We start from the raw sequence: 24,444 nt of genomic DNA, 5'->3' as shown, positions 1-24,444 counted from the left end.
ATGTCATAGCCGAGTAGTACTAATTACCCGTAGATTTATAGCCTGATATGGCGCACGAAAGTGCAGCAAGGTTAGCTCTTTGTGAAAGTTTTTATCGATAAACCAGATAAAAGAACCAAGAGTCAAGAACCAAGATACTAAAGTCTTGCATCTTGAATCTGAGCTCTCTTTATCTTATATACCTTCTTTAGGGTGGTTTTAGCGGTGGGGCTCACCTGTTCCCATTCCGAACACAGAAGTTAAGCCCACCAGCGCCGATGGTACTGCTAACGCGGGAGAGTAGGCCGCCGCCAGTTTTTATTTTATTTTTAAAAATCCTTTATCGTCAAGATAAAGGATTTTTTTTTTGGCTTTATACTTAAGGCAACTACCAATCCACCAACTACTCAACCAGCAACGAAACAACCAACCAGCAACCAATAAACCAGCAACGAAACAACCAGCAACAAAGATCATAAACCACAGATCTCACAGATTTACACAGATGAATTGTTTATAGCCAGAACAGCTGATATACTATACTGTTATTTTTGAATAAGGATCAATAAAATATTTACTTCAAGGTTGTTGTGTGGAATGCTTCAGAATAGCCGAATTGTTTTGGTTGGTCTATATAATTGGCAAAACTCTGGAATAGCTCCGACAGATTTTTATACGTTTAATCCTGCTTTTTAAGTTATAAAAATCTTATTTAATCTCAGAACTTATTGATTATTATTGCGATATGTTTTTGTTTTATTGTTTTTTATATAATTTTTTATGTTGAGTCATTGAATACTGTTAAAATATTATATTTGCAATAAATCACATTATATATATGAATAGAACACTACTTAAGATAGGACTTCTCCCATCTTTATTTTTTTGCTTCAATGAATTGTCTGCGCAGAATACGGATTCTACCAAGACAGCTAAGATTGATGAAATTGTTGTGACGGCGTATGGGGTGAAGAAAGAAAAAAAGACCCTGGGATATTCATTTCAGGATGTCAAAGGTCAGGCTCTTGTGGATGCTAAAGAAACAAATGTAACGAATGCTCTTGTTGGTAAGGTTGCCGGGCTCCAGGTTCTGAAAGGAGGATTTGGGCCTGCGTCTTCGTCGAGGATTAATTTGAGAGGTTTCAACTCCCTCAGAGGGGATAGCCAACCTCTTATCGTTGTAGATGGGGTTCCGTTAAGTAATGGTATGGGAGTTAAAGCGAAGCAGAACAATGGTAATTTTAATAATGATTTCTGGAATCCTGATTTGGATATGGGAAATGGGCTGAATGATATTAATGCTGATGATATCGAAAGTATGTCAGTCCTGAAGGGAGGGGCAGCTTCTGCATTATATGGTGCCAGAGGAGGAAATGGTGTGATTTTGATTACCACTAAAACCGGTAAGAGAAAAGGAGGCCTGGGAATCAATTATTCTACCAGCTTAGGTTTCGAAACTATTTTTATGAAGCCCGATCTGCAAAAGAGTTTTGGACTGGGACTTAATGGTATTGCCAATCCTTCGAATAGTGATAATACAAGTTCCTGGGGACCCTCGCTTTCAGAATCCGGTATGGAGCGATACGACAACCTGAACAATTTTTTCAGAACAGGAGTTAATTCTCAACATACTCTGAATTTCCAGACAAACTTAGGGGAAGGAACAAGCTTATATACATCGGGAACTTATCTAAATGATAACAGCCTCATCCCGAATTCCAGATTTGAAAGATTCAATTTTATGGCTAAAATGAATTCAACTTTTGGAGCCCAGAAAAGATGGACATCTGAAGTAAAGGTTCAGTATATCAGTAGTAAAGCGAAGAACCGGCCTTCAGGAGGAAGAGGAGATGGAAATTACTATTCTAATATTCTCTTGATGCCCCAGAATATAAACATCCGGGATTATCGTGAGGGGCAGACCCAGAATAATGTAAAATCAAACTGGATTTCCCCCAATGGAATCAATCCTTACTGGTCTGCTTATAATAGCCTTAATGCAGATAAAAAAGACAGGGTTCTGTTGAATGCCTATCTTAAATATCAGTTCAATGACTGGCTAAGTGCAGATGTTAGACTGGGAACTGATTTTTACGCCTTGAATGCAGATGCAAAAGTATGGACCGGGTCATCACGAAGAAATGCATATGCAACCAGCAATGAAAAATTTTATGAGAACAATTACATCGCAAGTCTTACAGCGAAGCGAGATAATTTATTTGGAAAATGGGGCGGCTCGGTTTCGGTGTATGGCCAAATGATGGAATCCAGAACCAATGCACTTTATTTCAGTACTCAGAATCTTATTGTTCCTAATGTTTTTAGTGTAAACAACACGAGTGATCTTGCGGGTATGGCCAATAACGAAGTAGACCTGCGGAAAAAAATTAATTCGGTTTTTGCTGCTGTGGAAATTAATTATGATGGATATTGGTTTATCAATGCCACTGCAAGAAACGATTGGTCTTCTACCTTAGACATTGTCAACAGGTCTTATTATTATCCTTCTGTAAGCACCTCTTTGGTGGTAACGGAAATGTTGAATAAACTAAATGGGTCAACTTCCAAAGTCCTCACTTTTGCAAAGCTCCGTGCGGCATATGCGGTAACGGGAGGTTCATTAGATCCTTACGAATTGTACAATACCTACAAACTTTCTGCAGATCCTACCGGACATGTTATTTTGGGACGGGAAAAAGTTCTATTTGATCAAAATTTGCAGGCAGAAATGTTGAAAACTTTTGAAGTAGGAGTCGATCTCAAGTTTTTTAACCGACTATCTTTAGATGTAAGCTACTTCAATAATAATGCAACAAAGCAATTGATTAGTTTGCCAATGAATCCACTTTCTGGTTATGAGTCAAGGAAAATTAATGCTGGGAAAATTCATAACAGTGGAATCGAAGTTGTTTTGAACAGCGATATTTTCAGAAAAGAAAACTTTAACTGGAATATTAATGCAAATTTTTCCAGGTTAAATAGTGAAGTTAAGGAGCTTGATGGTTCAATCTCAAAATATCCCCTGGGAGGCTATGATAATGTTGCATTTTTTGCAGAAGTAGGGAAGCCGTATGGTACGATCTACGGGACGAAATTCTTAAGAGTAGAGGATCCGAATAGTGCTGATTTTGGAAAACTAATTGTAGGAGAGAATGGATTGCCTCAGGCAACTCCGGATCAGTATTATTTAGGAGACCAGACACCAAGGGCATTATTTGGGCTTACCAATAGCTTCAGTTATAAAAATATCGGGCTTTCTTTTCAGATTGATGGACGTATAGGCGGGAAGTTTTACTCATCCACCCAGTCAGCTTTACAGAAAGTGGGGCTTGCTGCAGATACTGCGCCGGGAGGAAGACGTGATAATTTTGTGCTTGACGCTGTAGTGAGTCAGAGCGGGGGAGGATATATCGCCAATACCAAGGAAGTTACACAACAGGATTACTGGGCAGCGGTAACGGCAGGAAATCTTGGAATAACAGAGCAGAACGTATATGATGCCACCAATATCAGATTAAGAAATATTCAGTTATCTTATAGTTTTCCGAAGAGCCTGTTCCAAAAATTTGCGTTGCAGAGTGCTAAGGTCGCGTTCACGGCTAATAATGTATGGATGTTTTACAGTAAGGCAAAAGGTATTGATCCGGAATCTGTATTTGCGATCAATTCCAATGCTGTGGGATTTGAAAACCTTTCATTCCCTACTACCAGATCCTATTTATTCACTATTACGTTAGGTTTTTAAAATGTATAATAATAAAATCATGAAAAAATATATCATTTCTTTCCTGGCACTGGCCACAGTTCTTAGTTCTTGCAATGACTTCGAAGACATTAATAAAAATCCTTTCGCAGTAGATATCGATAAAGCTGAACCTGAATATTTTCTTAACAACTCTATCCTGGGAGCACAGCAGGATCCTAATATTGCTGAGCGTGTTTTTGTTCTGTATTGGAAAACCGCAGCAAGACAACATCTGACTACAGGAATTGCCGGAGGTACCTATGACGATTCCTGGACCGTGGAATACTGGAAGGGTATTTCAGAATGGCTGAACAATGCGAACGCGGCAATAGAAATAGCCAATGAAAAGAAAGCGATAGGGCAGGGCAAGCCCTACTACGATAATCTTATTCAGGTCTCCAGAATCTGGAGAGCCTACCTGATGAGTGAATTTTCTGATAACTTTGGACCGCAACCTCTACAGGCTTTTAAAGGGATGAATCCGGGGTTTAATTCTGAAAAAGAAGTGTATTATTTTATTTTGCACGAGCTGAAGGATGCCGTTGCCAAAATGAATGTCAATCAGGCGGTACCCGATAACCCTAATGCTTATGATATGGTGTATGGTTTTAACTGGGGTAAGTGGGTAAAATATGCCAATTCTATGAGAATGAGAGTGGCAATGAGAATCTCAGAAGTAGATCCCGTAAAAGCCAAGGCTGAATTTGAGGAGGCAGCCGGCTCTAATATGCTGATCAGTACCAGTGATGATAATTTTAAAGTAAAAGAAGATAAAGGCTGGAATCCCCTGTCAGGAGTAATGTCCAGAGAATGGAATTCCCAGATCTTGTCGGCAACCCTTAATAATATGTACATCGGTTTAGGCGGAGTCAAATCTACTGACCAGTTACCTGCTGCACAACATACCGCAGTGAAGCCATCCGACTATATTGGAATCAGGTATGATGAACAATTCTCCACAATGACCAATGATCCAAGTGCGGGGTACTGGCTGGACGGTCTGCCCAACAAAATAGATCCGAGAGCATACAAAACTTTTTATATTCCGGGGGATCTTACCAATCCGATTTATTCACTGTACCCAACCTATACCAATCAGGCTACAACCAATTATGGTGACCTTACCTTTGCCAACGGATCCAAAGTGACCATCAATACCGTAAATACGTGGAATACGACTACCATAGGAAACTGGGGAGTGAAAGGACAGAGAAACGGGTTAAGAGGGGTAATAGGGTGTATGCCTGCCCTGGGAAAGCAATACAGAGAAGGCAACAATTTTAGAATTTTCTTTGCCAGCTGGGAAACCTATTTCCTGATGGCAGAAGCAGCGCTGAAAGGCTGGGCTGTTCCTATGGGGGATGAAGCCGCCTATAACAAAGGAATACAGGATAGCTTTACCTATAACGGGGTGTCCCAGTTTTACGGTCAGTATATCATGTCAACAGATTATAACAGAGATGGAACCTCCGTATCCTATTCCCATACGGCAGAACCGGGAACGAGTCATAGCATGAATTATAAAGATCCGGTAAGCGGAAACGTAATGACAGTAGATATTAAATATCCCGTTAATACAATCTATAAAAACGGATCTTTTAAAAATGATAAATTAACGAAGATTATCACGCAGAAGTATATCGCCAATATGCCTTGGCTTCCGCTGGAATCATGGAGCGATCACAGAAGGTTGGGATTGCCGTTTTTTGAAAATCCTGCAATAGAAACACCATTGGTTAATCTCCCTAATCTGACTTCCGGAAATTATATGACCAATTCTATTCTGAACTTCCCTCAGAGATTAAGGTATCCAAGTACATTCCGAAATACAGATCAGGTCGGGTATGATAAAGCAGTCCAGTTGCTGGGCGGCTCCGATGCCGTACTGACGCCTCTTTGGTGGGCCAAACATTAATTTAGCCAAATTTTAAAAGAATCCTTTTCCTGCATTTGAAAAGGATTCTTTTTTGAATATAATGGCAAATTCACCGTCATCATCTTCAATGATTCGCTGCATCAATTGGCAACGATCGTGAAAACCACCCGGGCTCCATAGCTGTTGGCAGGGATTGTCACAGAAACACCTGATACCTGCAGCAGTAAAACAATATCTGCAAAAGTAACACTGTTACCAAGTCCTAAAAGCCCGCTAAAAGTGAATGTTACAAATGTTACATCGGATGTTTCCGGTATTGGAATGTAGTTAGCTCCTCCATTGATATTAGCTGTACAAAGAAGACATACACCGTTTATCGTTGTGGTTCCGCCAGTTCTTTTTGCAGACAGAATCATAGAACTGTTCCAGGGATTGGATGTGTAATGCATGGTCATTTTTGCTCCTGAGCTTGAAAGAAGATTGAGAAAAGATCCTGGTAATGTTCCGGATAGTTTTATTTGATTAGCACCAGTATTGGCTGTATTATCATAAGTCCCGGTATAATTATTTCCGGCTTCAGTAATAGAAGGGATGCTGGCTGCCCAGTTGCCGGAGACGTTTACTACCTGTGCTTCCATAAAGTTACTGATGAATAAAAGAATAATATACAGATATCTTTTTAGGCTCATTTCTTTGCGAGAGTGGTTATTCATGTTCATATTTCAGTTTTTACTCTGTGATGGTATAGACAATGGTAAGTGTTGTATTGGAGCGTGCAGATAGAGCTGTATAGGTGCTGGGAACGAGGGAAATAGTAAGACGATGTCCGTTATTCGACCCGTTACCGGTATAAGCCCCTCCGATACCACTAATAATGGTAACAGGTGTATTGGTAAGAGTAACCTGTGCTGAAGGTACTCCTAAAGTACCTCCTCCTGCCCCGGACGCCGCCGCCTGCAGTCTGATATTCACTCCCTGAATAAGTGTGCCACTAATCGCTGCTGTAATTTTCCTGGTAAGTCCTCCCGAAGCAATTGCAGAAGTATAGTTAATCCACTTTGAGGTATTAGGAGTTGGATTACCAATAGGATTTCCAGCTTCAGTAGGTGCTGTAAAGTTTAATGTAATATTTCCTGTAGGCTCTACATCCATTAAAGTCACAACAGGTAACGTAAAAGTAACATTCGCCTGAGAATACAAAAAGCCGGAAAAAATAAAAGATGCAAATATTAGGGAGCGTTTCAAAATCATTTCTTACTTTTTATTTGATTATATCCTACTTTTAGGGATTCTTGCTGATACTTAATTTCGATCTGTTGTTTAACGATCTGGATGTTAAGTTTTTTTGTTTCTGAAGGCTTTAAAGTAAACTGAAACTTGTCTGTTGAAATTTTATACCGTTTATTAAGTCCATTCCTATACAGCTTAATTGTCCAGTCTCCCGGTCGCAGATAAGTAAAATCAAAACCTTCTCCTACAAAGCAGATTTTACGAAAAGTCTGATCGTTACTAACCGCTTCTACAACGATACTTTCCCTTTTGTTTTTTCCTTTAGCTTGTAATATTTCAGGATCCGTCTGATTTTTTTCTTCTGTCTCAGAAAGTTGGATATATCCCTGTATATTCGCTGCGGTAGTGAGTCCGAAATTAAAAATGTTTTCTTTATTATTGAGAGGCAGCGCTGCTGGAAGAATAACAGTCGGAATATCATTGATCGCTATCGTAGAACGGTCTATTTCCAGGAAATAATTTCCAGGAATAACATTTTTAAATATATAATTTCCCTCTTTATCTGTCACGGATAAATAGCTTCCAAGCATCAATCTTACTCCCTCTGTTCTTTTTATCCCAAGATTACTAATATTCCCTGATAAAGAAATATACTCTGCAACTTTCTGCACCGGAATTTGAGGCCGCCAGGTATAGCGAAGTGAAAATATAAAATCTTTATTGCCTATCTCGCCCCTTTGTAACGAATATCTGCCTGAGAGATCTAGCTCATTTCCGGGAAAGAGCTGTTGGTGGAATAACAACTCAAACAGATTTCTGTCTTTGAAATATTCTTCAGGAATATAATTATTCTGATAAAAGATACTTAAGCTCGTCTTATCAGAAAACTTGCTGAAAACCCTTGCTCCGTAATAAAGCTGTTTTTGGTTTTGCATTTGATATCGGGAAGTAATGGCATAGCTTCCAAAGAGATTAAAAGAGGTTCTGAATTTTTCAAATGAGAGATTGGCCGAATAAAAGCTGGAATTGCCATTAAATCCGGTTAGATAATTGTCTGTTTTTCCAATTTGTCCCTCAAGATTGATTTGAAATTTTCCGATTTGCTGGTTCAGGCTTACCCTGAAAAAACGTTCATAATAATCAAATTGTCTGGGCATTAGACGATCCTGATATTTCTGATAGCCGTTATTAAGCATAATAAGGCCAGTAGGCAGATATTGATACTGTATTCCATAATGGAAGTATTGCCTGTAGGGGGCAGCCAGGAATAGAGTATCCCGTTCAAAATTTTTAGCATCCTGCGTATAAGTAGCCAATACACTGATTTTTTTTGATAACCGGTATTGAATATTCCCGTTAAAAGTATTGGTGTTGGTAAAATATCCTGCATATTCAGGACTCGCCTTCATGTACATTAAACTACCATTTAATCTTGCAAAACTGGCTTCGGCCTGGACTAAATAAGCTGTTCCTTCAGTTTTCTTGGTCGTACTGTAAGCAAATTCCCCGGAAAGGGTGATGTTTTTAGAAACCCTGAACTTTCCTTTAGCATAAGGAAGATGAGCTTCTGAGTCTAATCTTACATCCGTATAACGTATGGTTCCCTTTCGGGGAGTCTTATAAAGATATCCGCCGGAAATTTCAGACTCCTTGCCAATTCTGAAGGATGAATAGACATTAAACTCATCCTTGATATCCCGGAAAAACCTGGGATGATTATAAAATCCCCCTAGGCTTACCCTGCTAAAATCGTACCGTACCTCTGCTCCGCGGCCATAGCGCGCAAACTCTGTCAGATATGAGGATGAATAGGTTTTATCACCAAGATGAACAAATAAATTCTCCCGTTTATAATTGATGAAATACTCTTCATATTGGGTAAAAGTATTGAACTCTGCCGGATTTTTTGTAACGGCGTGAAATTCTACCTGGTTTTTATGGTCTTTATCAAGCGTACCCTTCCCATAAATCTCACCCTGGAACCCATCGTTATACACGCCCATATTCTGCATTCCGATAAATGATAACGAAAAGGCCACCGGAAGTCTGTGATAAATATCGTTTTCCGACGGCTTTATCGATATGACCTGTGTACTCACATACGCACTTTGATTTTCCGAAGGGTGATTTTGTGGGTATACCGAAAGATTTAGGTTCTGGAATTCATTTTGTGCCAGTTCAGAATTTGTCGGTTTATGGATATTGATTATTTTCGATTCATTTGGTGCCAGAGCCAATACGGCATCATGATCAACCACACCATTTTTACTTTCCAGAATGGTATTTTCGGTTACATTTCCATTATTTTTTAAAAGGAAGGAAGCCCGGATCGTTTCCCCTGCTCTTACGAATTCCGGAAATTCCAGAACCGTAAGGGAAAGTTTCCGGTTACCGGCAACTGTAATCTTTGAGGTTTTTGTTAAACCTGTCCCGCTATGCCGGTCGGTCATGTGAAGTGTTACCATATAGGACCCCTGTGATGTTTCTGTGGCTACCCGTAAAGGAACAAGATATACCGAAGTCTCATAGGGTGCAATCCGGAATTCTCCTTCCATTAGTATGGGCGTAATCAGAGGACTTGATGTGCTCACGGAGACCTCATATACTTTGTTTTCAGACGAATTATTTTCCAGGGTGAAAGGTATAGAAGTAGACATTCCCGGCATAAGGCTATCTCTTTTGCTGTTCAGCCGGTCTGACTGCTGCTGAGAAAAAGCCAATAGCGGGAATAATAATACAATTATAAATGTCCAGGTTCTAATCATTTTTTACTTCTAGTTCCACATTGAGCGCAAAAGCGTTCTCGTCTTCGTCCGTAGCTATTATTGTAGCCTTGTACTGAGCGGGTGGTACTTTACTGATATCAATGTAAAATGTCTTGGAGGTAGAAGGCAGTAATCCCATCGTTAAACTTGAAAAAGTACCTACTTTTGCTCCTGTTGTACGGTTATAAACCTCAAGAGATGCTGTCGGCTTGCAATAAAGATTTCCGTTGTTGGCTATCGCAATTCTTGCGGTGCGTTTCCCATCCTCCTTTTCTACTTTTACGCTTTCAAACTTAAGGTCTGGTTTAGCCTTTTCCGTATCATAATTTGTGATGATCTGAATCGCGTATCGTATGACAGAAGTAATATTTACTCCTGGCTTATTGTCGCTGGGTTTTATATCTTCTACCGGTTCCACAATAACCACACTCCAGTAGCTGCCTGGATCTTTGACGTGGTCCGGGATCGCGATTTCGTAAAATACCTCTGTTTTTTCCCTGCCTTTCAGGGTTACTAAATTCGTATTAAACTTTATCCAGTCACCATTACTTCTTTTATGGCTGTGCAGCGCCGTGTAATGCGTTGTCCCATCAGCAGTATACGAGAAGTCCTGCAAAAATAATTTGATACTTTGAGGCTGGCTGCCCGTATTTTCAATCGCAATTTTCCCTTTATATACTTTTCCGTTTTCTACTGTATAGGAATGCGTAAGTCCGTTGAGAATCACAATGCCGGCATGTAAAAAGCTAAACTGTAAAATCAGGGTGATTAAAAGAAGAATACGTTTTATCATCATGTAAAATTTGGATTTAATCAATATTCATACAAAAAGCAGGAAGAAACTGGGACGCAATTTCTTCTTGTTTTTTTGAATCAGAAAATAGTATATTATTTAAGTTCTAGTTGTCTGATATGGTGTAGGTAACGGTAGCTTGGGTAGTTGGTGTTGCTTGTAAATCTGCATAAGCTGCCACTCCCCCAGGACCACTTCCTGCAGCCAGAGCATACGTAAGATTATGTCCGTTATTAGCACCATTACCGGTGTAAGCACTTCCAATCCCTGATACAATCGTCTGACCGGCTGCACTTAAAGTCAATAAGCCTGCTGACAATCCCAAAGTACCTCCTCCTGAACCGGTAGCTGCAGCAGCTGTCACATTGATATCCACTCCCGGAATAGGGGCATTAAGACTTACAGTAACATTACGGGTTGGTTCTGTTTCTGACTTGATCGAGGAATAATTGAGCCATAGAGTACTGTTGGCAGTGGCTGGAATAACGGGATTTCCCGCTTCTGTAGGAGCTGTAAATCCAAGAGTAAGGTTTTTGGTGGCAGCAGGTTCTATATCAACCAGTGCAACTTCAGGAATAGAAATTGTGATGGTGTGACTGTCCGTTTTGGTATCCTGTGCACTCAGATTTCCGGATACGGCAACTGCAAATAACGACAATGCAAGAGTAAGGTTTAATTTTTTCATGATATTGATAATTAGTTAAGTGAATATAATAAAATTCAACATATCATGGAAAAAATATACGATATTTTTTATATTGTCATTTATTTGGAGGTCATATTTTATTATAGTTGATGAAAATACTATAAAGAATCAGGCATTTTGATCAAAAAATCCTGTAGTTTCTTCTACAGGATTTGATAGATGATTTTATGCCCAGTGTGGATCAGAAACCGAAACCTTTCCTGTTTCTATTCTCCCTGCGAAGTGCCATTCAAGGCCTTCTGTTAAGATTTTCAGATCGTACCATCCTTTATTTTTATGCAGATCAACAATTATCTTTTCATCAGCTTTTTGTAGAGTTATTCCCTTTTTAGATTTTTCATAGAGGTTTTCCAGGGCAAATGTAACATTCTCTGCCTTGTGTTTCCTGAAAATAAGCTCCACCTGATTTTTTGAATTATTATTGACCAAAATGACATCAAGATGAGGACTAACATTGCCTTTGAACTTCCGAAAAAAACCATTGGGACCAAAAATTTCATAATCGTAGGCTCCGGAATGAACAGAATGTGATAGTTCCTGTTTTGCGTAAAGCGCATACGAAAAATGATAATTGCTATTGCTGAATTGTGTTCTGTCATACATCAGCAACGGAACTCCATTCTCCTTCAGGTTGGTCATGATGATCTTCCCGTTTTCAAGATTCACATGAAAGTTATAAGGAAGCGGATGGGAAGGTTTTACCCCCCTTTCCTGAATTTCGAGAAGACCTGGATTCAGTTGATTTTCAGAATACCATTTCAATGCAGGGACAGGTTTGTTTTTTGCGGCATTAATGGTTTGCGTATAGTCTTTCTGATTCAGATACTTCATGTGGGGAGCCCCAGTGCCCGATGAACTGAATGCTGAAGTAAGGTCACCGCAAACAGCTCTCCGCCAGTCGCTGATAGCGTCTACATGTACATCCTTATTGAATTTTTTCATGATAAACTTCTCCAGAAACTGCAATACAGAGGTGTGATCTGAAACTTCAGAATTCACAAAGCCTCCTTTCGTCCAAGGGGAAGCAATAATCATAGGAACCCTGTATCCCAGTCCTACCGTTCCTTCTACTTTTTCATAATCCTTTAACACCGTTTTGGACATGTATTCCTGAGACCTGTCTACATATTCCACTCCTTCTTTGCCGTTCATATCAACCGGCTGGTTTGGGTTTACAGGCGGTGCAAAAGGAAGAACGTGATCGAAATATCCGTCATTCTCATCATAATTGATAATGAAGATTGTTTTTTTCCACATTTCAGGATCCTTGGTCAGAATATTTAAAACTTCAGAAATATACCAGGCTCCATACCACGGAGATCCGGGGTGGTCAGAAAAATGTTCGGGAGCTACCAACCAGGAGACCAGAGGCAGTTTTTTCTCTTCTACATCCTGGCGGAACCGGGACAATACATCGCCTTCAGGAACAACCAGCCGCTCGCCGTTTTCATCTTTCCCGATCTCAAGATTCCAGTAATCAGGGTCGTGAGAATTGGTGGTAAAAGCTTTCTCGTGGAGATTTTTCTCTGTCTGGGAAAGCTTTGAATAGTTGTCGGGATGATATTTTACCTGATCCTCCTGGAGCTCAGAAATGAGCGCGTTGAGCCTTTCTTTACGGTCGGGATTTTTTATAATTTCCTGTTTCAGGCGGTCAATAATCCGGGGGATATTTTCATAATACCCTTTTGAAAACTTTACATTAAAGCGGGAGAACCACTCGATAGGGTTATCGGTAAAATTGCTGAGCCATGCTTCCTGTTCACCAGACATTCCTTTGGGAAGACTGATCTCATTCTGATAGATGCGCCATGAAATCTGCTGCTCTTCCAAAATTTCGGGAAAGCTTTTCCATTTTGCCTGGCGGGCCGTATCGTAGTCAATGTTTTCATTCACCACATTAGCCTTCACCTTCCCACTTTGCTGTGCTCTTAACGTTCCGGACCAAAGGAAAAGCCTGTTTGGCGTAGTTCCCGTCAGTGAAGAGCAAAAATACTGGTCAAATATTGTAAATGCATCTGCCAGTTGATAGTAAAAGGGAAGGTCCTCACGGTTGTAATATCCCAATGTGAGAGGAATGTCTTTATATTCTTTGTTTCCCGAAGCTTTCGCCTGGAGCCACTGGTCGTATTTACCCTTGTTCAGTGCTTTTTGCTGGTCGGCCCATGAATGTGGGAGGGAACTCATCCACGTTGATTTCGTATTTCGTAAATCCAGGCGGGCGGGTGAAGCATATTTTCCGGTAGTTTCTTTTTGAAAAAAAACTGAGTGCCCATCCTCCTTGATAAACGCCCGCTGGTCCAGAAACCCTCTCACCCCTTTCAATGAGCCGAAAGCGTGATCAAACGAACGGTTTTCCTGCATCAGAATCACCACATGCTCGGCATCATAAAAAGTAGACCGGGCTGCCGGCTCTATCGCTAATGCCTTTAAGATAGAGGGATGAAGAACACTGGAAGTTCCCAGCCCAGCCAGTAAAATACTTGATTTTTCTAAAAATTCTCTTCTGTTCATATTCAATCGTGATAAGAAAGCAACTGCAAATTAACAGGATTTTCCTGCGCTTTTTTTGTTTCTATATAAAAATAGGCAGATTTTACTGTAACCACCAAGGTTTGGAATTGATATTGTCATTTCCTCCATACTGAGCGGTAAGAGCCGCTTTTAGATTATTGCTGTTATAGTTATATTCCGACTGAGGATATCTGAACCTGAACGGAGCCGTTACTCCTGCCTTTAAAGGATAGTTCGGATATCCGGTTCTTAAATAATCATAATAGGAAGTCCATTGTGCCTGATGGAACATGGTCATATACTTTTGAGTCATAATTTTTTCCAGCTGAGTCTGTAAAGAAGCCGAATTATTATAGACCACCATAGGTGATGCCAGATATTGGTTGACATCAAAACCTGAGAAATATTGTCCTGGATTCTTTACATAAGTCTGATAAAAACTGAAACTGGCTTTGATGGCATTGTCGTAGTGTGTTTTTGCTGATCCGGAAATCCATCCTCTCGCAGCCGCTTCAGCCAGAATAAACTCCAGTTCAGAATAGCTTAACACAGAAGCTGGCTCATTCGTTGGGTCTTTGTAGAAACGGTCATTTACTTTAGAGATGTTTTTTGCTGTAATCAAGGCCGCATTATCAGAATAGGAAGAGATAGGGTTTCCACCGTTATAACCGCTGAAATCGGTGATGGCTTTACCGGCTTCCTTGGCTCCTGTAGTCTGAGCCGCAAAAGTAAATAGACGTGGATCCTTTCTTTCTTTAAACAGATTGATGAAATAATCCGCCATATATAAACTTGATCCGTATCCGCTGTTGTTGAACATTGAATACCTGCTGTCGGCAGCATCAGCGAATTTAAGCTCACCATTGTCAGCAACACTGCTCATCAGGGGCTGGCTTCCTGCAACAGAGGCGAATTCTGAAGCAAGAGTATAGCTGCCTACCGTATTTTTTTTAGATAAGGTGATTAAAACCTTAAGACGGAAAGAATTGATCAGCTTTTTCCATTTTGAGGCATCACCATTGTAGATAATATCTCCTTCAATTTTATCATTGTTATTAATGAGATCATTAGCTTCTTTCAGTTCTGATAAAATTCCGGCCATTGCTGTTTCCTGGCTATCATACTTTGGTTGTGTAATGCCGGACTCGCCTTTCACTGCTTCAGAATAAGGGATGCTTCCTACTTTAAGGCTTACATTAAAGAAATGATACGCTCTGAAAAACTTACCGATAGCCACATAATTCTTATTACCGATTTTCTCAGCTTCCTGCATCATTTTTACCGTATTCAAAATCCCTTTACTATAAGGTTCAAAGGAAGCTTCATTCCATTTCATATACTGGTAGGTATTTTCGCCATCGGTACCGATCAGCATTCGCGAAGCATACATATTATCACCATTTACCTGGAAGGTATACTTTGAAACAAAAGTCAGAAGATATTTGGGATCAATACTGGCCTGATCATTGGGGTTTTCATTGATGGTGTCAAGATTGGATTCACACGAAGCTAATGTCAGTATTCCTGCAGCCATTACAGAATAGATAAGCTGTTTGGCTACTTTTCCTAGTAATCCTTTGCTTTGAAATATATTATTTTTCATTGTTTGAAATTGATGTACTTTTAGTTAAAACTTAAGATTAAATCCGATTCCGAACCATCTGCTGGATGGATCCTGGATATCATTCGTGATGTCTCCCTCTCTACCCGTTCTAATCTGGAAATCCGGATCCGAGTAAAGGTTCTTCGATTTTTTCCACATGGCCAGGTTATAAGCAGAAATGTTGGCGGTAAAGTTTTTGATCATCCCCTTTGGGTTAAGCAGATATGAGAAATCATATTCCAGAATAACAGATCTCAGCTTAATGAAAGTCCTGTCGAAAACATTGGCAAATTCTTCGCTTTCGCTTTGTGTTACCCGGGCCTGATATGGATAGTTCTGTGCCCAGTCCTGGAAGCTTATCGCTTTGGTATGAGGTGTATAGGTTCCTGTTGCCGGGTTATAGTTCACTCCATCCGGTACAAAATAATACGTTCCCGGATTGGCGTATTCCTGATCCCTGTAAGCAACGGAATTCGGATGTTTTCCGCCCCACCACATCTTTTCAACAACCTGCGACCTCATGACACCACCGATGCTTCCGTCTATTCCGATATTTAATGACAGTTTTTTGTATTTGAAAGTGTTATTAAAACCGAAAGTCCAGTCAGGATTAAAATGTCCGAGGTTACTTGGTGCATTGGCTTTAGTCGGCATTCCCGAATTGGCATCCAGGATTACTTTTCCATCCGGAGATTTTTGCCATTCATAATCATAATAGCTGTCCATTCTTTCTCCCAGCTTGATGTTATTATAATTGGGCATATTTTCATAAATGGAAGTCAGCTTTTGCTCATAAGTGCTCCAGTTGATCAGGGTTTTCCATGTAAAGTCGGAGGTTTTTACCGGAACAAGGCCAAGGGAAATTTCAAATCCTTTTGTTGTATACTCGTTACCATTGACGTATTGTAAAATGAATCCTGATGACTCAGCACTTGGAAACTGCAGGATGTTGTTATAATCCAGTGTTCTGAAGTAGGTGGCATCCAATGTAATTCTATTGTTCAAAAAGCCTGCACTTAGTCCCAGCTCATAGGATTTTGTCTGTTCAGGCTTTAAGGAATTTTCAACATTCAGAGTGGTCGGATAATAAAAAGTAGGGTTACCATTGAATGCAATTCCTTTATTATTGAGGTAATAGTTTCTGATAGAATAGGGCTGGAAGTCATATGCTACTTTTGCCCACGAAGCTGAAAGCTTCAGAATATTAATGGATTCGGGCATCTTAACAAGATTGGAAATGACGGCGCTTACCGATGCAGAAGGATAGAAGTAAGACCTGTTGGCTTTTGGTAAGGTGGAAGACCAGTCATTACGCCCGGAAATGTTGATGAAAAAAGCATTGTACAAGCCAATATCAATTGTTGAATAGGCACTGTAGATTAATTTTTCCTTCAGATAGGTATAATTTTTAAGAGCTCCGATGGAGTTCTCGAAAGAGTACAGTTCCGGGACTTTTAATCCATCGGTAGACCTTTCATTTTTATTGTTTTTATAGTAAAAGGCAGAACCACCGGCATTGATCGTAAAGTCAAAGTTTTCTGAAATCTTTTTCTTGTAAGTTGCCAATACATCATAGTTGAGGTTCCATGTTTTTTCATCTTTCAGAATATACCCTCCACTTCTTGGCGCATTGTAGTTGAAATAAGAATACGGACTCAGTACTTCCGTTTTACTGTGGTTTTCAACGAGAGAAATTTTCCCTTTTACGGAGAAATCCTTGGTCGCTTTGTATTCTAAGCCTGTTTGTGCATTGATGATATTGGTTGTATTCTGGTTTTTATAATATTCTGCACCAAACCATGGGTTGTTGTACCAGGCATAGTTCCAGTTGGCCTGTGCTCTTCCTTCTTTCCCGGGAATCCACATATGGTTTCTCAGTGCATTTCCGTCTACATCACCTCCCATCCAGATGAGTATGGTATACATATGGCCACTGGGGTTGTATTCATAATTGGGAACATTGGGGGTAAAAGTCTGGTTGAAATTGAACTTTGTATCAAAAACGAATTTATCGCTGATATGATTTTCAGAAGAAAAGTTGATCCCATATCGCTGTAGATACGAATTGGGAACCCGGTCATCATAATTCATGAAGTTCCCCGAAAACCGGTATACATCCTTATTATTCCTGTAGCTGATGGCAAAATTGTTATTATTGATAACCGCAGGCTTTAGAAAGATATTTAAATTATCATGATACTTCCAGTCGATCGGAACTCTTTCAAATCGTGACTTATCATCATACTGTGTACCCGTTACCGCTCCATACCATGGAATAACCTGCCCACTTACTTTATCCCTGATGGGACTGTTCCATTGTGCAAGCTTCAAACCCGGAACAAATTTTGGTCCCCAGATCATATCTCCGTCATTTACGCCTCCATCAGCCCCATCCCAAAATTCATACTTTCCATGCGAGCCGTTTCCATATTCTGTTTGTGTCTTCGGAAGGTTTGTAAACCCTCCTGTAATCATCGTGTTCTGTGAGAATTCTACAGAAAACCCTTTCTTCCGCGCATTTTTTGTGGTAATCAGAATGGCTCCGTATCGTCCTCTTGATCCATAGAGAGCAGAAGCAGTGGCTCCTTTCAGGACGTTGATATTTTCTATATTATTGGGATCCAGATTCTGGAATACTTCCTTTTCTACAATAACTCCGTCAATCACAAACACCAGATTCGAGTTGCCTCTTAAGGTAAACTGGGGAGCCTGCTGCATTCCTGTAGGGTTGGATACGTTCAGTCCCGCGACCTGTCCTGAGAAAAGATTTCCTATACTTGGTGTCGTAATGGTTTCAAACTGTTTGGTTCCCACCTCCTGGGTAGAATATCCGATTTTTTCTTTCTTTTTGGCAATTCCCAAAGCGGTAATCACTACGCCTTCAATCTGTTTTTCCTGATTCTTTTTTAAAACTACCGAATACTGTTTTTTTGAAGAAACCTCAACAGTGTAAATAGAAAAATCAGGGGCAAAGAATTCAAGAATATCCTTTGGGTTTGCAGAGATGATAAAATAGCCATTTTCATCGGTAGTTGCTGTTTTACCTGTGTTCTTATCAGTGATATTTACACCCGAAATACTCATGCCGTTTTCAGATTTTACAGTACCGGAGACATCAGTTTCCTGAGCTGTAAAATAAAGAGGAAGTAAAAGAACTGCAAAAGTTGCTAGAGTTTTCTTCATTTTTTTGAAGGCAAATTTAGCAGGGTAGTATTACCAGAATTTTAATGATGTATTAAAATAAAAATACGATTTAAAGATTTTTTAACAGAAATAATTAACACAATGGTAAAGTAAAAAATAAGTTCTGTATAGGTGTTTTTGGTTTATTTTATGGGCTGGAAGCTGCAAGTTTTTTAGGGCTGTAATTTACTTTTAATCTTCTGTGCTAGTCTTCATTAGAGCGGGTCGCACAATAGAAAACTTCCTGTTTCCAACTCCATGCCTTCCTGCTTTTTTTAAAACCTGCTCAGAATCCCCCAATGGATTTTTATATCATTGAACTTAAATGGATTTCCAAATTCATTACCATTGGAGAGCTGGAAACTCATCAGCCCGATCGGAATAAAGAAATTAAATCCGAGTCCCACGCTATAGAGTTTAGGTTTTACATTCAGGGACTTATTATTGAGCTGCCCGTATTGTCCGAAGACATCAAAAAAGGCCTGACTGCCTATCAGATACCGGTATTCTAAACTGCCATAATAATAAAAATCGGCAGCAAGGGAATTCTCATTGAATCCCCGCATAGAGTTCCAGCCGCCGAAGCGGTAGAGTTCATTGGCAGAAAATTCTACTTTAGAATCCATCATAGCACCTTCACCTTTGATATTCAGGAAGTGGTTTCCGGAAATATTGTAATTATGTTCGCCAAAGAAGTAAAACTGGTTCTGGGTTGCTTTTGTATTTCCTTTTGTATAGGTAGTGGTCAGAAAATCATATCCTGCATTGATCCTTGTTTTATAAAGGAACAGATCAATATCTGTGGGTTCGGTCATCTCAAACCAGATCCCGATCCCTTTTTTGTTATAATCTTTTCCCTGAACATATAAAGAATCAATGATGGTAGACGTTTCCAAAGTTGCCCGTAGCCCAATTTTATTCCGGTTATTGATATGATAATAAAAGGCAGGAAGGAATTTGACGTTGGCAAAAGTAGAGTCCTGGCGGTATATGTTCACTTTGGTATTCAGTCCCACATTCGACTTAAAAAGATAGGGAATATCAACCTGAAGGTCGAATGTCTGTCCTTTATCCGGGTTTCTCTGCCAATACAGATTGATTGCTTCGAAACCATTGAACATATTTCTGAAGTTCACATTCATTGTACCGTTTAAGGTAAACTTATCGGTTTTATCATTTCCAAACCCTATAACACCGTCAAAAGTATTTGTTTTTTTCTTCTCCAGAAAGAGGTAGATATTGGTGGAATCCTTGGTGAATAAAGTCTGGGGCTGGCGTTCTAGGGTTACAAATGGATGGCTCTGAAAATTCTTATTGATGGCAAGGAGATTCTTTTCATCGTAATTTTTTCCTTTAAATTCTTTTTCAAGATTTTTAATGAATCTTTTGGGAACCTTATCATAGCCTTTCACTACAAAACCGTCGATGGTTCTTTTATCATTTTTATTGATATCCAGTTCTACGACGGGAAATCCGTTTTTCTGTCCCTTAAATTTAGATTTGATCCTGCTGAAGGAATACCCTTCATCAATATAACTTTTGTTGATGCTTTTCTTCGTGGAATCCAGGTTTTTGGTAAAAAAAGCTTTTGATGTTTTTAATTTCTGAACAATGGCATCCGAAAGATCCACATAGGTTTCGTTGTAATTCTTTCCTTTATCATAGAATATTTCCGTACTGTCTCCCTTTACTTTTACCTCTTTCAGCTGTGTGAAAAAATAATTATTCTGGGCCAGAGAATCCAGAAATTTCACAGCAGAAACAGAATCCTTGACTTTTTTCTTCACTTTTGTTTCCGTATCAATAAGCCAATACTGCTTTTTCTGCGCTTGGGTAAAAACGCAGAACAGCACAAAAAATATTTTCAGAAACAGTTTCAATCCCAAATGTCTGTAAACCGCAGATGGATCATTGTTGTAATCAACCTTTTTAAGATTAAAGTTAAAGTATTGTTTAACCTCTCCTGTGGTTTAAAAATTAAAATAATTAATAACTTTTTATAAAACTGAAACTAGCTCAGTTTATTATATTTTTTCATTAAATTCTCGTAAGTCCCCTGCGGAAGAATCCATTTCAAAGGAACGCCGATCTTCTGTCCGAATTTACCAAAATAATAATGAGCTTTCCACTTATTTTTTGCTAAGAGCTGTTCAATATATTCTGCCACCTCAAAAGGCTCTGTTCCGTCGCCCACGTGGGAATTCATCAAAGCATATACTTTATCGAAGACACTTTTGTAAGGCTGGGAAACCTGAGTCATCACCCTGTTTTCAGCAATATTGGTTTTGATATCTCCCAAATGAAGAGAGCATACATCAATATTCCAAGGATAAACCTCATATCTCATCGCTTCAGTTACTTTATCCAGCGCTGATTTTGAGGCTGAGTAAAATCCACGAAAAGGCAATCCCATTTCACTTCCAATGCTTGAAACATTAATGATTTTTCCAAATTTATGTTCACGCATAGTAGGCATTACAGCGCTCATCATCTGAACGGAGCCAACCAGATTCAGGTTAAATAATTTTAGAATATCCTCTTTTGTAGAATCTTCCACAGCACCTACCATTCCCATTCCGGCATTGTTGACAAGAACATCAATTCTGGTCTCTGTCCGTAATACTTCCGTGATGGAGTTTTGAACCGCAGCATTGTCGGTGATATCCGTAGGGATTGATTTGAAATACTGGCTCTCCGTATGCTTTCTGCTTAAACCATATACTTTGTGTCCTTTTTTACCAAAATATTCGGCCAGCACAAATCCGATTCCTGATGAGGTTCCTGTGATGATAATGGTCATGTAATCTGTATAATTTTAATTTCAGCAAATGTAAAAAAAGAATAATGAACTCTGTTATTTATTATATCTGAAAATAATTCAATCCGATTCTGCTTAATTGAAGCGTTTTCGGTAGGGAATCATTCTAAACTTAAAAGAAAATTAACATGAAATAAAAGGACGGATAAAGAAGGAATGATTACTTTATTGTTTATCACATTGAATCACAGTTTGTTGTATTCTTGTGGTGAATTATTTTGTTCGAACATAATGGAGGTTTCTTAATAAAAACATAAGAAAATCTTAATGAAGTCCAGGGAGGAGCTGTTCTAATTTTGCATCTAATTAAAAAGGATGTCATGAATGTATTTAAAGTCCCGGTTTCAGTAACTTATCTCACGGGCCGGGTATTACTTATTGGTGCAATATCAGCATCGCCATTGTTCCTCTCTCAAAAAAAAGACAGTATAAAAGAAAAATCCATCGATGAGGTTATCGTCGTGGGTTATGGAACACAGAAAAAAAGTAAGGTGTCCGGTGCTGTAGCAGAAGCTTCATTGGACAAGCTGAGTTCAAGATCTTTGTCCGGAATAGGAGAAGTGCTTCAGGGAAAAGCTCCCGGGGTTACGGTGGTGAACGAAGGCGGAGATCCCAACGGTTCTCCTAAAGTGAATATCCGCGGTCTGGGAGGGGTAAATGGAGAAACTCCTCTTTACGTTGTAGATGGAGTGGTTTTTAACGGAACGCCTAATATTAATCCTAATGATATTCAGGATATTTCTGTTCTTAAAGATGCTTCGGCAGCAATTTACGGAGCTAGATCTTCCGGAGGGGTGATTCTGATCACCACAAAGAGAGGTAAAAAAGGAACTTTAACGGTAGATTTTGATGTTAAATATGGTATTAACCAGGCATGGCGCTTAAAAGAATCTTTAAATGCTGCAGAATTTCAGGATGTCATGCGCCAGGCCTATGACAATGCCGGAAAGCTGAACAGCCTTCCACTAGCCTTCAATGCGGATAAATATTCTGACGGAAGAATTACCAGAACCAACTGGATGGATGAGATTTTCCGTACAGGAACTATTCAGGAATATAATGTGAACCTTGGGGGTGGAAATGAAAAATCAAGATTCTTTGTCGGTATGAACCACAGAAATCTCGAAGGGATTCTACTAAATACCCAGGCAAAGCGATATAATTTCAGAGTGAATTCTGAGCATAAGGTGAAAGACTGGCTGACGATTGGAGAGAATATGTACTACAATTACTCTGACGGAAATACTGCGAATACAAAAAATGGCTATACAGGAGCCCTGGTAGCTGCGATGTATTATCCGCCGAACGTTTCTGTCTATACCCCGACAGGAGCTTATTCCGGATTGCCCACTGACGTGGCGGGAGGATATGGAGATATGATCAATCCGGTTGCTTATCTTAAAAGAATCAGTATTCAGAACCCTACCCATGAGATTTTAATCAATCCTTACATAGAAGTGGCTTTGGCCAAAGATCTGAAATTCCGTTCCAACTTTTCCCAGACCTTTAAGTTGGGGAATATTAAGGAATTTACGTCACGAGTGCTGGAAGTGGGAAAGATATTTGATACGAATAATCTGGAATACCAGTCTAATACGGTTGCAACTTCTCTTGCCGAGCAGCTCCTTACCTACAAATTTACATGGGGTAAACATCATTTTGACGCTCTTGCCGGATTTACTTTTCAGAAAACAACCGAGGAAGGTTTCAGAGCAAAAGCTTTTGACTTCAGAAGTGAAGCAGAAGCCTTCAGATATCTTCAAAATGCCGCAGATACCAATAAAGAAGTATACAGCTATAAATACAAACAAGCCCTGATATCTTATCTCGCAAGGGTCAACTATGACTATGCCGGAAAATACATGATCAGTTTACTGGGAAGAAGAGATGGGACGTCTTTGGTTTCTAAACAAAATCAATTTGCCAATTATTATTCTGTGTCGGGGGCATGGGTGGTTTCCAAAGAGAATTTTCTAAACGAAATTTCCTGGCTTTCAAATCTGAAACTGAGAGGGAGCTACGGAATTTTAGGAAACCTCGGTGGAATTTCCTATCAGGCAGTGAATCCATTGATGGTACGGGACAATAATATTATTTTCGGCCAGGATCCTTCACAGAATATTGCGTATTATGCGACAACAAAGCCCAATTCGGATCTGAAATGGGGTAAATCTGAGCAAACCAATTTTGGGGTAGACGCTTCCTTTCTGCATAACAGCCTTTCCTTACAATTTGATTATTTCGTCAAAAATTCAACAGATCAGATCTTCAATGTCAATCTTTCAAGTACCGAAACTTATATCGACCGTTATGTAAATGCCGGGTTGTTTCAGGATAAAGGATTTGAGGTAGGAATCAATTATAACAGTAAAAAGACAGGTGATTTTACCTATTCAGTGGGGGCTACTTTTAGTCAACTGAAAAATACGGTTAAGCAATTAGCCGGTGTGGATGAGATCTTTGTCAACAGTAATAATGTACGAGGTGTATTGAAGCCTACCCGTATCAAAGTGGGTGAATCCCTGTACTCATATTATGGGTACAAAACCGACGGAATTTTCCAGAATCAGGCGGAAATTGATAATTATAAAGATGCCAATGGTAATCTTATTCAGCCCAATGCCAAACCGGGAGATATTAAGTTCCTGAAGAAGGATGGAAATACTGGAACCTTAAATAATAATGATTTCGTAAATCTGGGAAATCCATATCCTAAATTCTCTTATGGATTATCCTACAACATGACATGGAAGAATTTTGATCTTAATCTCTTTTTCCAGGGAGTATATGGAAACAAAATATTCAACGGATTGAAATTTATTTCATTAAATCCGGGAGGAACCGGACAGAACTATAATATGGACCGGGATATCCTGAATGCCTGGACGCCTCAGAATACGAATACCAATATTCCGAAACTGATGCAGGGAGACCCTGGCGGTAATTATTCAAAAGTATCGGATTTCTATGTAGAAGACGGTTCTTACCTGAGACTGAAAAATTTAACAGTAGGATATTCATTGCCACAGGAACTTTACAAGAAACTTGATGTGAATAAAATCAGAGTGTATGTGACAACCAATAACCTGTTTACGATGACCAAATATACCGGCTTTGATCCTGAAGTGGGAATGGAAACGTATGGTGTGGATACCGGCAGATATCCTCAGGCCCGTTCATTTATTTTCGGACTGGAAGTCGGGTTTTAATCTAACATAAATTTAAAAGTAAAAAG

Annotated in this window: 13 protein-coding genes and 1 rRNA gene; 4 read left to right on the top strand and 10 right to left on the bottom strand. The window is 39.5% G+C overall.

Going from position 1 to position 24,444, the window contains the following annotated elements; all coding sequences use genetic code 11:
* The first annotated feature begins 188 nt into the window (after positions 1-188).
* The 3 genes from rrf (at position 189) to DRF67_RS20550 (ending at position 5,639) form a co-directional block, all read left to right on the top strand.
* Positions 189-296: ribosomal RNA gene (gene rrf / locus DRF67_RS20560) — 5S ribosomal RNA — on the top strand.
* 521 nt (positions 297-817) lie between these two features.
* Complete coding sequence (locus DRF67_RS20555) at positions 818-3,724, top strand: SusC/RagA family TonB-linked outer membrane protein (protein WP_115930170.1); 2,907 nt, start codon at positions 818-820, stop codon at positions 3,722-3,724.
* A gap of 19 nt (positions 3,725-3,743) precedes the next feature.
* Positions 3,744-5,639 carry a SusD/RagB family nutrient-binding outer membrane lipoprotein gene (locus DRF67_RS20550; protein ID WP_185142138.1) on the top strand — a complete coding sequence of 632 codons (1,896 nt, stop codon included), beginning with the start codon at positions 3,744-3,746 and terminating at the stop codon, positions 5,637-5,639.
* A 101-nt stretch (positions 5,640-5,740) separates the two neighbouring features.
* On the opposite strand, the gene DRF67_RS20545 is transcribed toward DRF67_RS20550, so the two are convergent.
* The 10 genes from DRF67_RS20545 to DRF67_RS20500 all read right to left on the bottom strand — a co-directional run bounded on the left by DRF67_RS20545 (position 5,741) and on the right by DRF67_RS20500 (position 21,191).
* Complete coding sequence (locus DRF67_RS20545; RefSeq protein WP_115930168.1) at positions 5,741-6,319, bottom strand: hypothetical protein; 579 nt, start codon at positions 6,317-6,319, stop codon at positions 5,741-5,743.
* Between the two features lie 10 nt (positions 6,320-6,329).
* On the bottom strand, positions 6,330-6,851 hold the full coding sequence (locus DRF67_RS20540; protein ID WP_115930167.1) for a hypothetical protein: 522 nt from the start codon (positions 6,849-6,851) through the stop codon (positions 6,330-6,332).
* Positions 6,848-9,595, bottom strand: coding sequence for a COG1470 family protein (locus tag DRF67_RS20535; protein WP_115930166.1), 2,748 nt, complete (start codon positions 9,593-9,595; stop codon positions 6,848-6,850). The genes DRF67_RS20540 and DRF67_RS20535 overlap by 4 nt, the downstream gene beginning before the upstream one ends.
* A complete protein-coding gene (locus DRF67_RS20530) occupies positions 9,588-10,391 on the bottom strand; it encodes a WxL protein host-binding domain-containing protein (protein WP_228435876.1) in 804 nt (267 codons plus the stop codon). Before DRF67_RS20530 ends, DRF67_RS20535 begins: the two co-directional genes overlap by 8 nt.
* A 103-nt stretch (positions 10,392-10,494) precedes the next feature.
* On the bottom strand, positions 10,495-11,073 hold the full coding sequence (locus tag DRF67_RS20525; RefSeq protein ID WP_115930165.1) for a hypothetical protein: 579 nt from the start codon (positions 11,071-11,073) through the stop codon (positions 10,495-10,497).
* Positions 11,074-11,259: 186 nt separating this feature from the next.
* Positions 11,260-13,605, bottom strand: a complete 2,346-nt coding sequence (locus tag DRF67_RS20520) for a phosphocholine-specific phospholipase C (RefSeq protein ID WP_115930164.1) — start codon at positions 13,603-13,605, stop codon at positions 11,260-11,262.
* Positions 13,606-13,687: 82 nt separating this feature from the next.
* On the bottom strand, positions 13,688-15,208 hold the full coding sequence (locus tag DRF67_RS20515; protein WP_115930163.1) for a SusD/RagB family nutrient-binding outer membrane lipoprotein: 1,521 nt from the start codon (positions 15,206-15,208) through the stop codon (positions 13,688-13,690).
* Positions 15,209-15,232: 24 nt separating this feature from the next.
* A complete protein-coding gene (locus tag DRF67_RS20510) occupies positions 15,233-18,391 on the bottom strand; it encodes a SusC/RagA family TonB-linked outer membrane protein (RefSeq protein ID WP_115930162.1) in 3,159 nt (1,052 codons plus the stop codon).
* Positions 18,392-18,666: 275 nt separating this feature from the next.
* Positions 18,667-20,178, bottom strand: a complete 1,512-nt coding sequence (locus tag DRF67_RS20505; RefSeq protein ID WP_228435875.1) for an autotransporter assembly complex protein TamA — start codon at positions 20,176-20,178, stop codon at positions 18,667-18,669.
* Between the two features lie 224 nt (positions 20,179-20,402).
* Positions 20,403-21,191, bottom strand: a complete 789-nt coding sequence (locus DRF67_RS20500; RefSeq protein ID WP_115930160.1) for an SDR family oxidoreductase — start codon at positions 21,189-21,191, stop codon at positions 20,403-20,405.
* A gap of 338 nt (positions 21,192-21,529) precedes the next feature.
* On the opposite strand from DRF67_RS20500, the gene DRF67_RS20495 reads away from it, so the two are divergent.
* Entirely contained in the window at positions 21,530-24,418 is a 2,889-nt protein-coding gene (locus DRF67_RS20495; RefSeq protein WP_115930159.1) for a SusC/RagA family TonB-linked outer membrane protein, read from the top strand.
* The last annotated feature ends 26 nt before the right edge of the window (positions 24,419-24,444 follow it).

The organism is Chryseobacterium pennipullorum, assembly GCF_003384725.1.
Classification (GTDB): domain Bacteria; phylum Bacteroidota; class Bacteroidia; order Flavobacteriales; family Weeksellaceae; genus Chryseobacterium; species Chryseobacterium pennipullorum.
The sequence above is the reverse complement of the archived record's forward strand: the minus strand, read 5'-3'. Positions and strand labels throughout refer to the sequence as shown.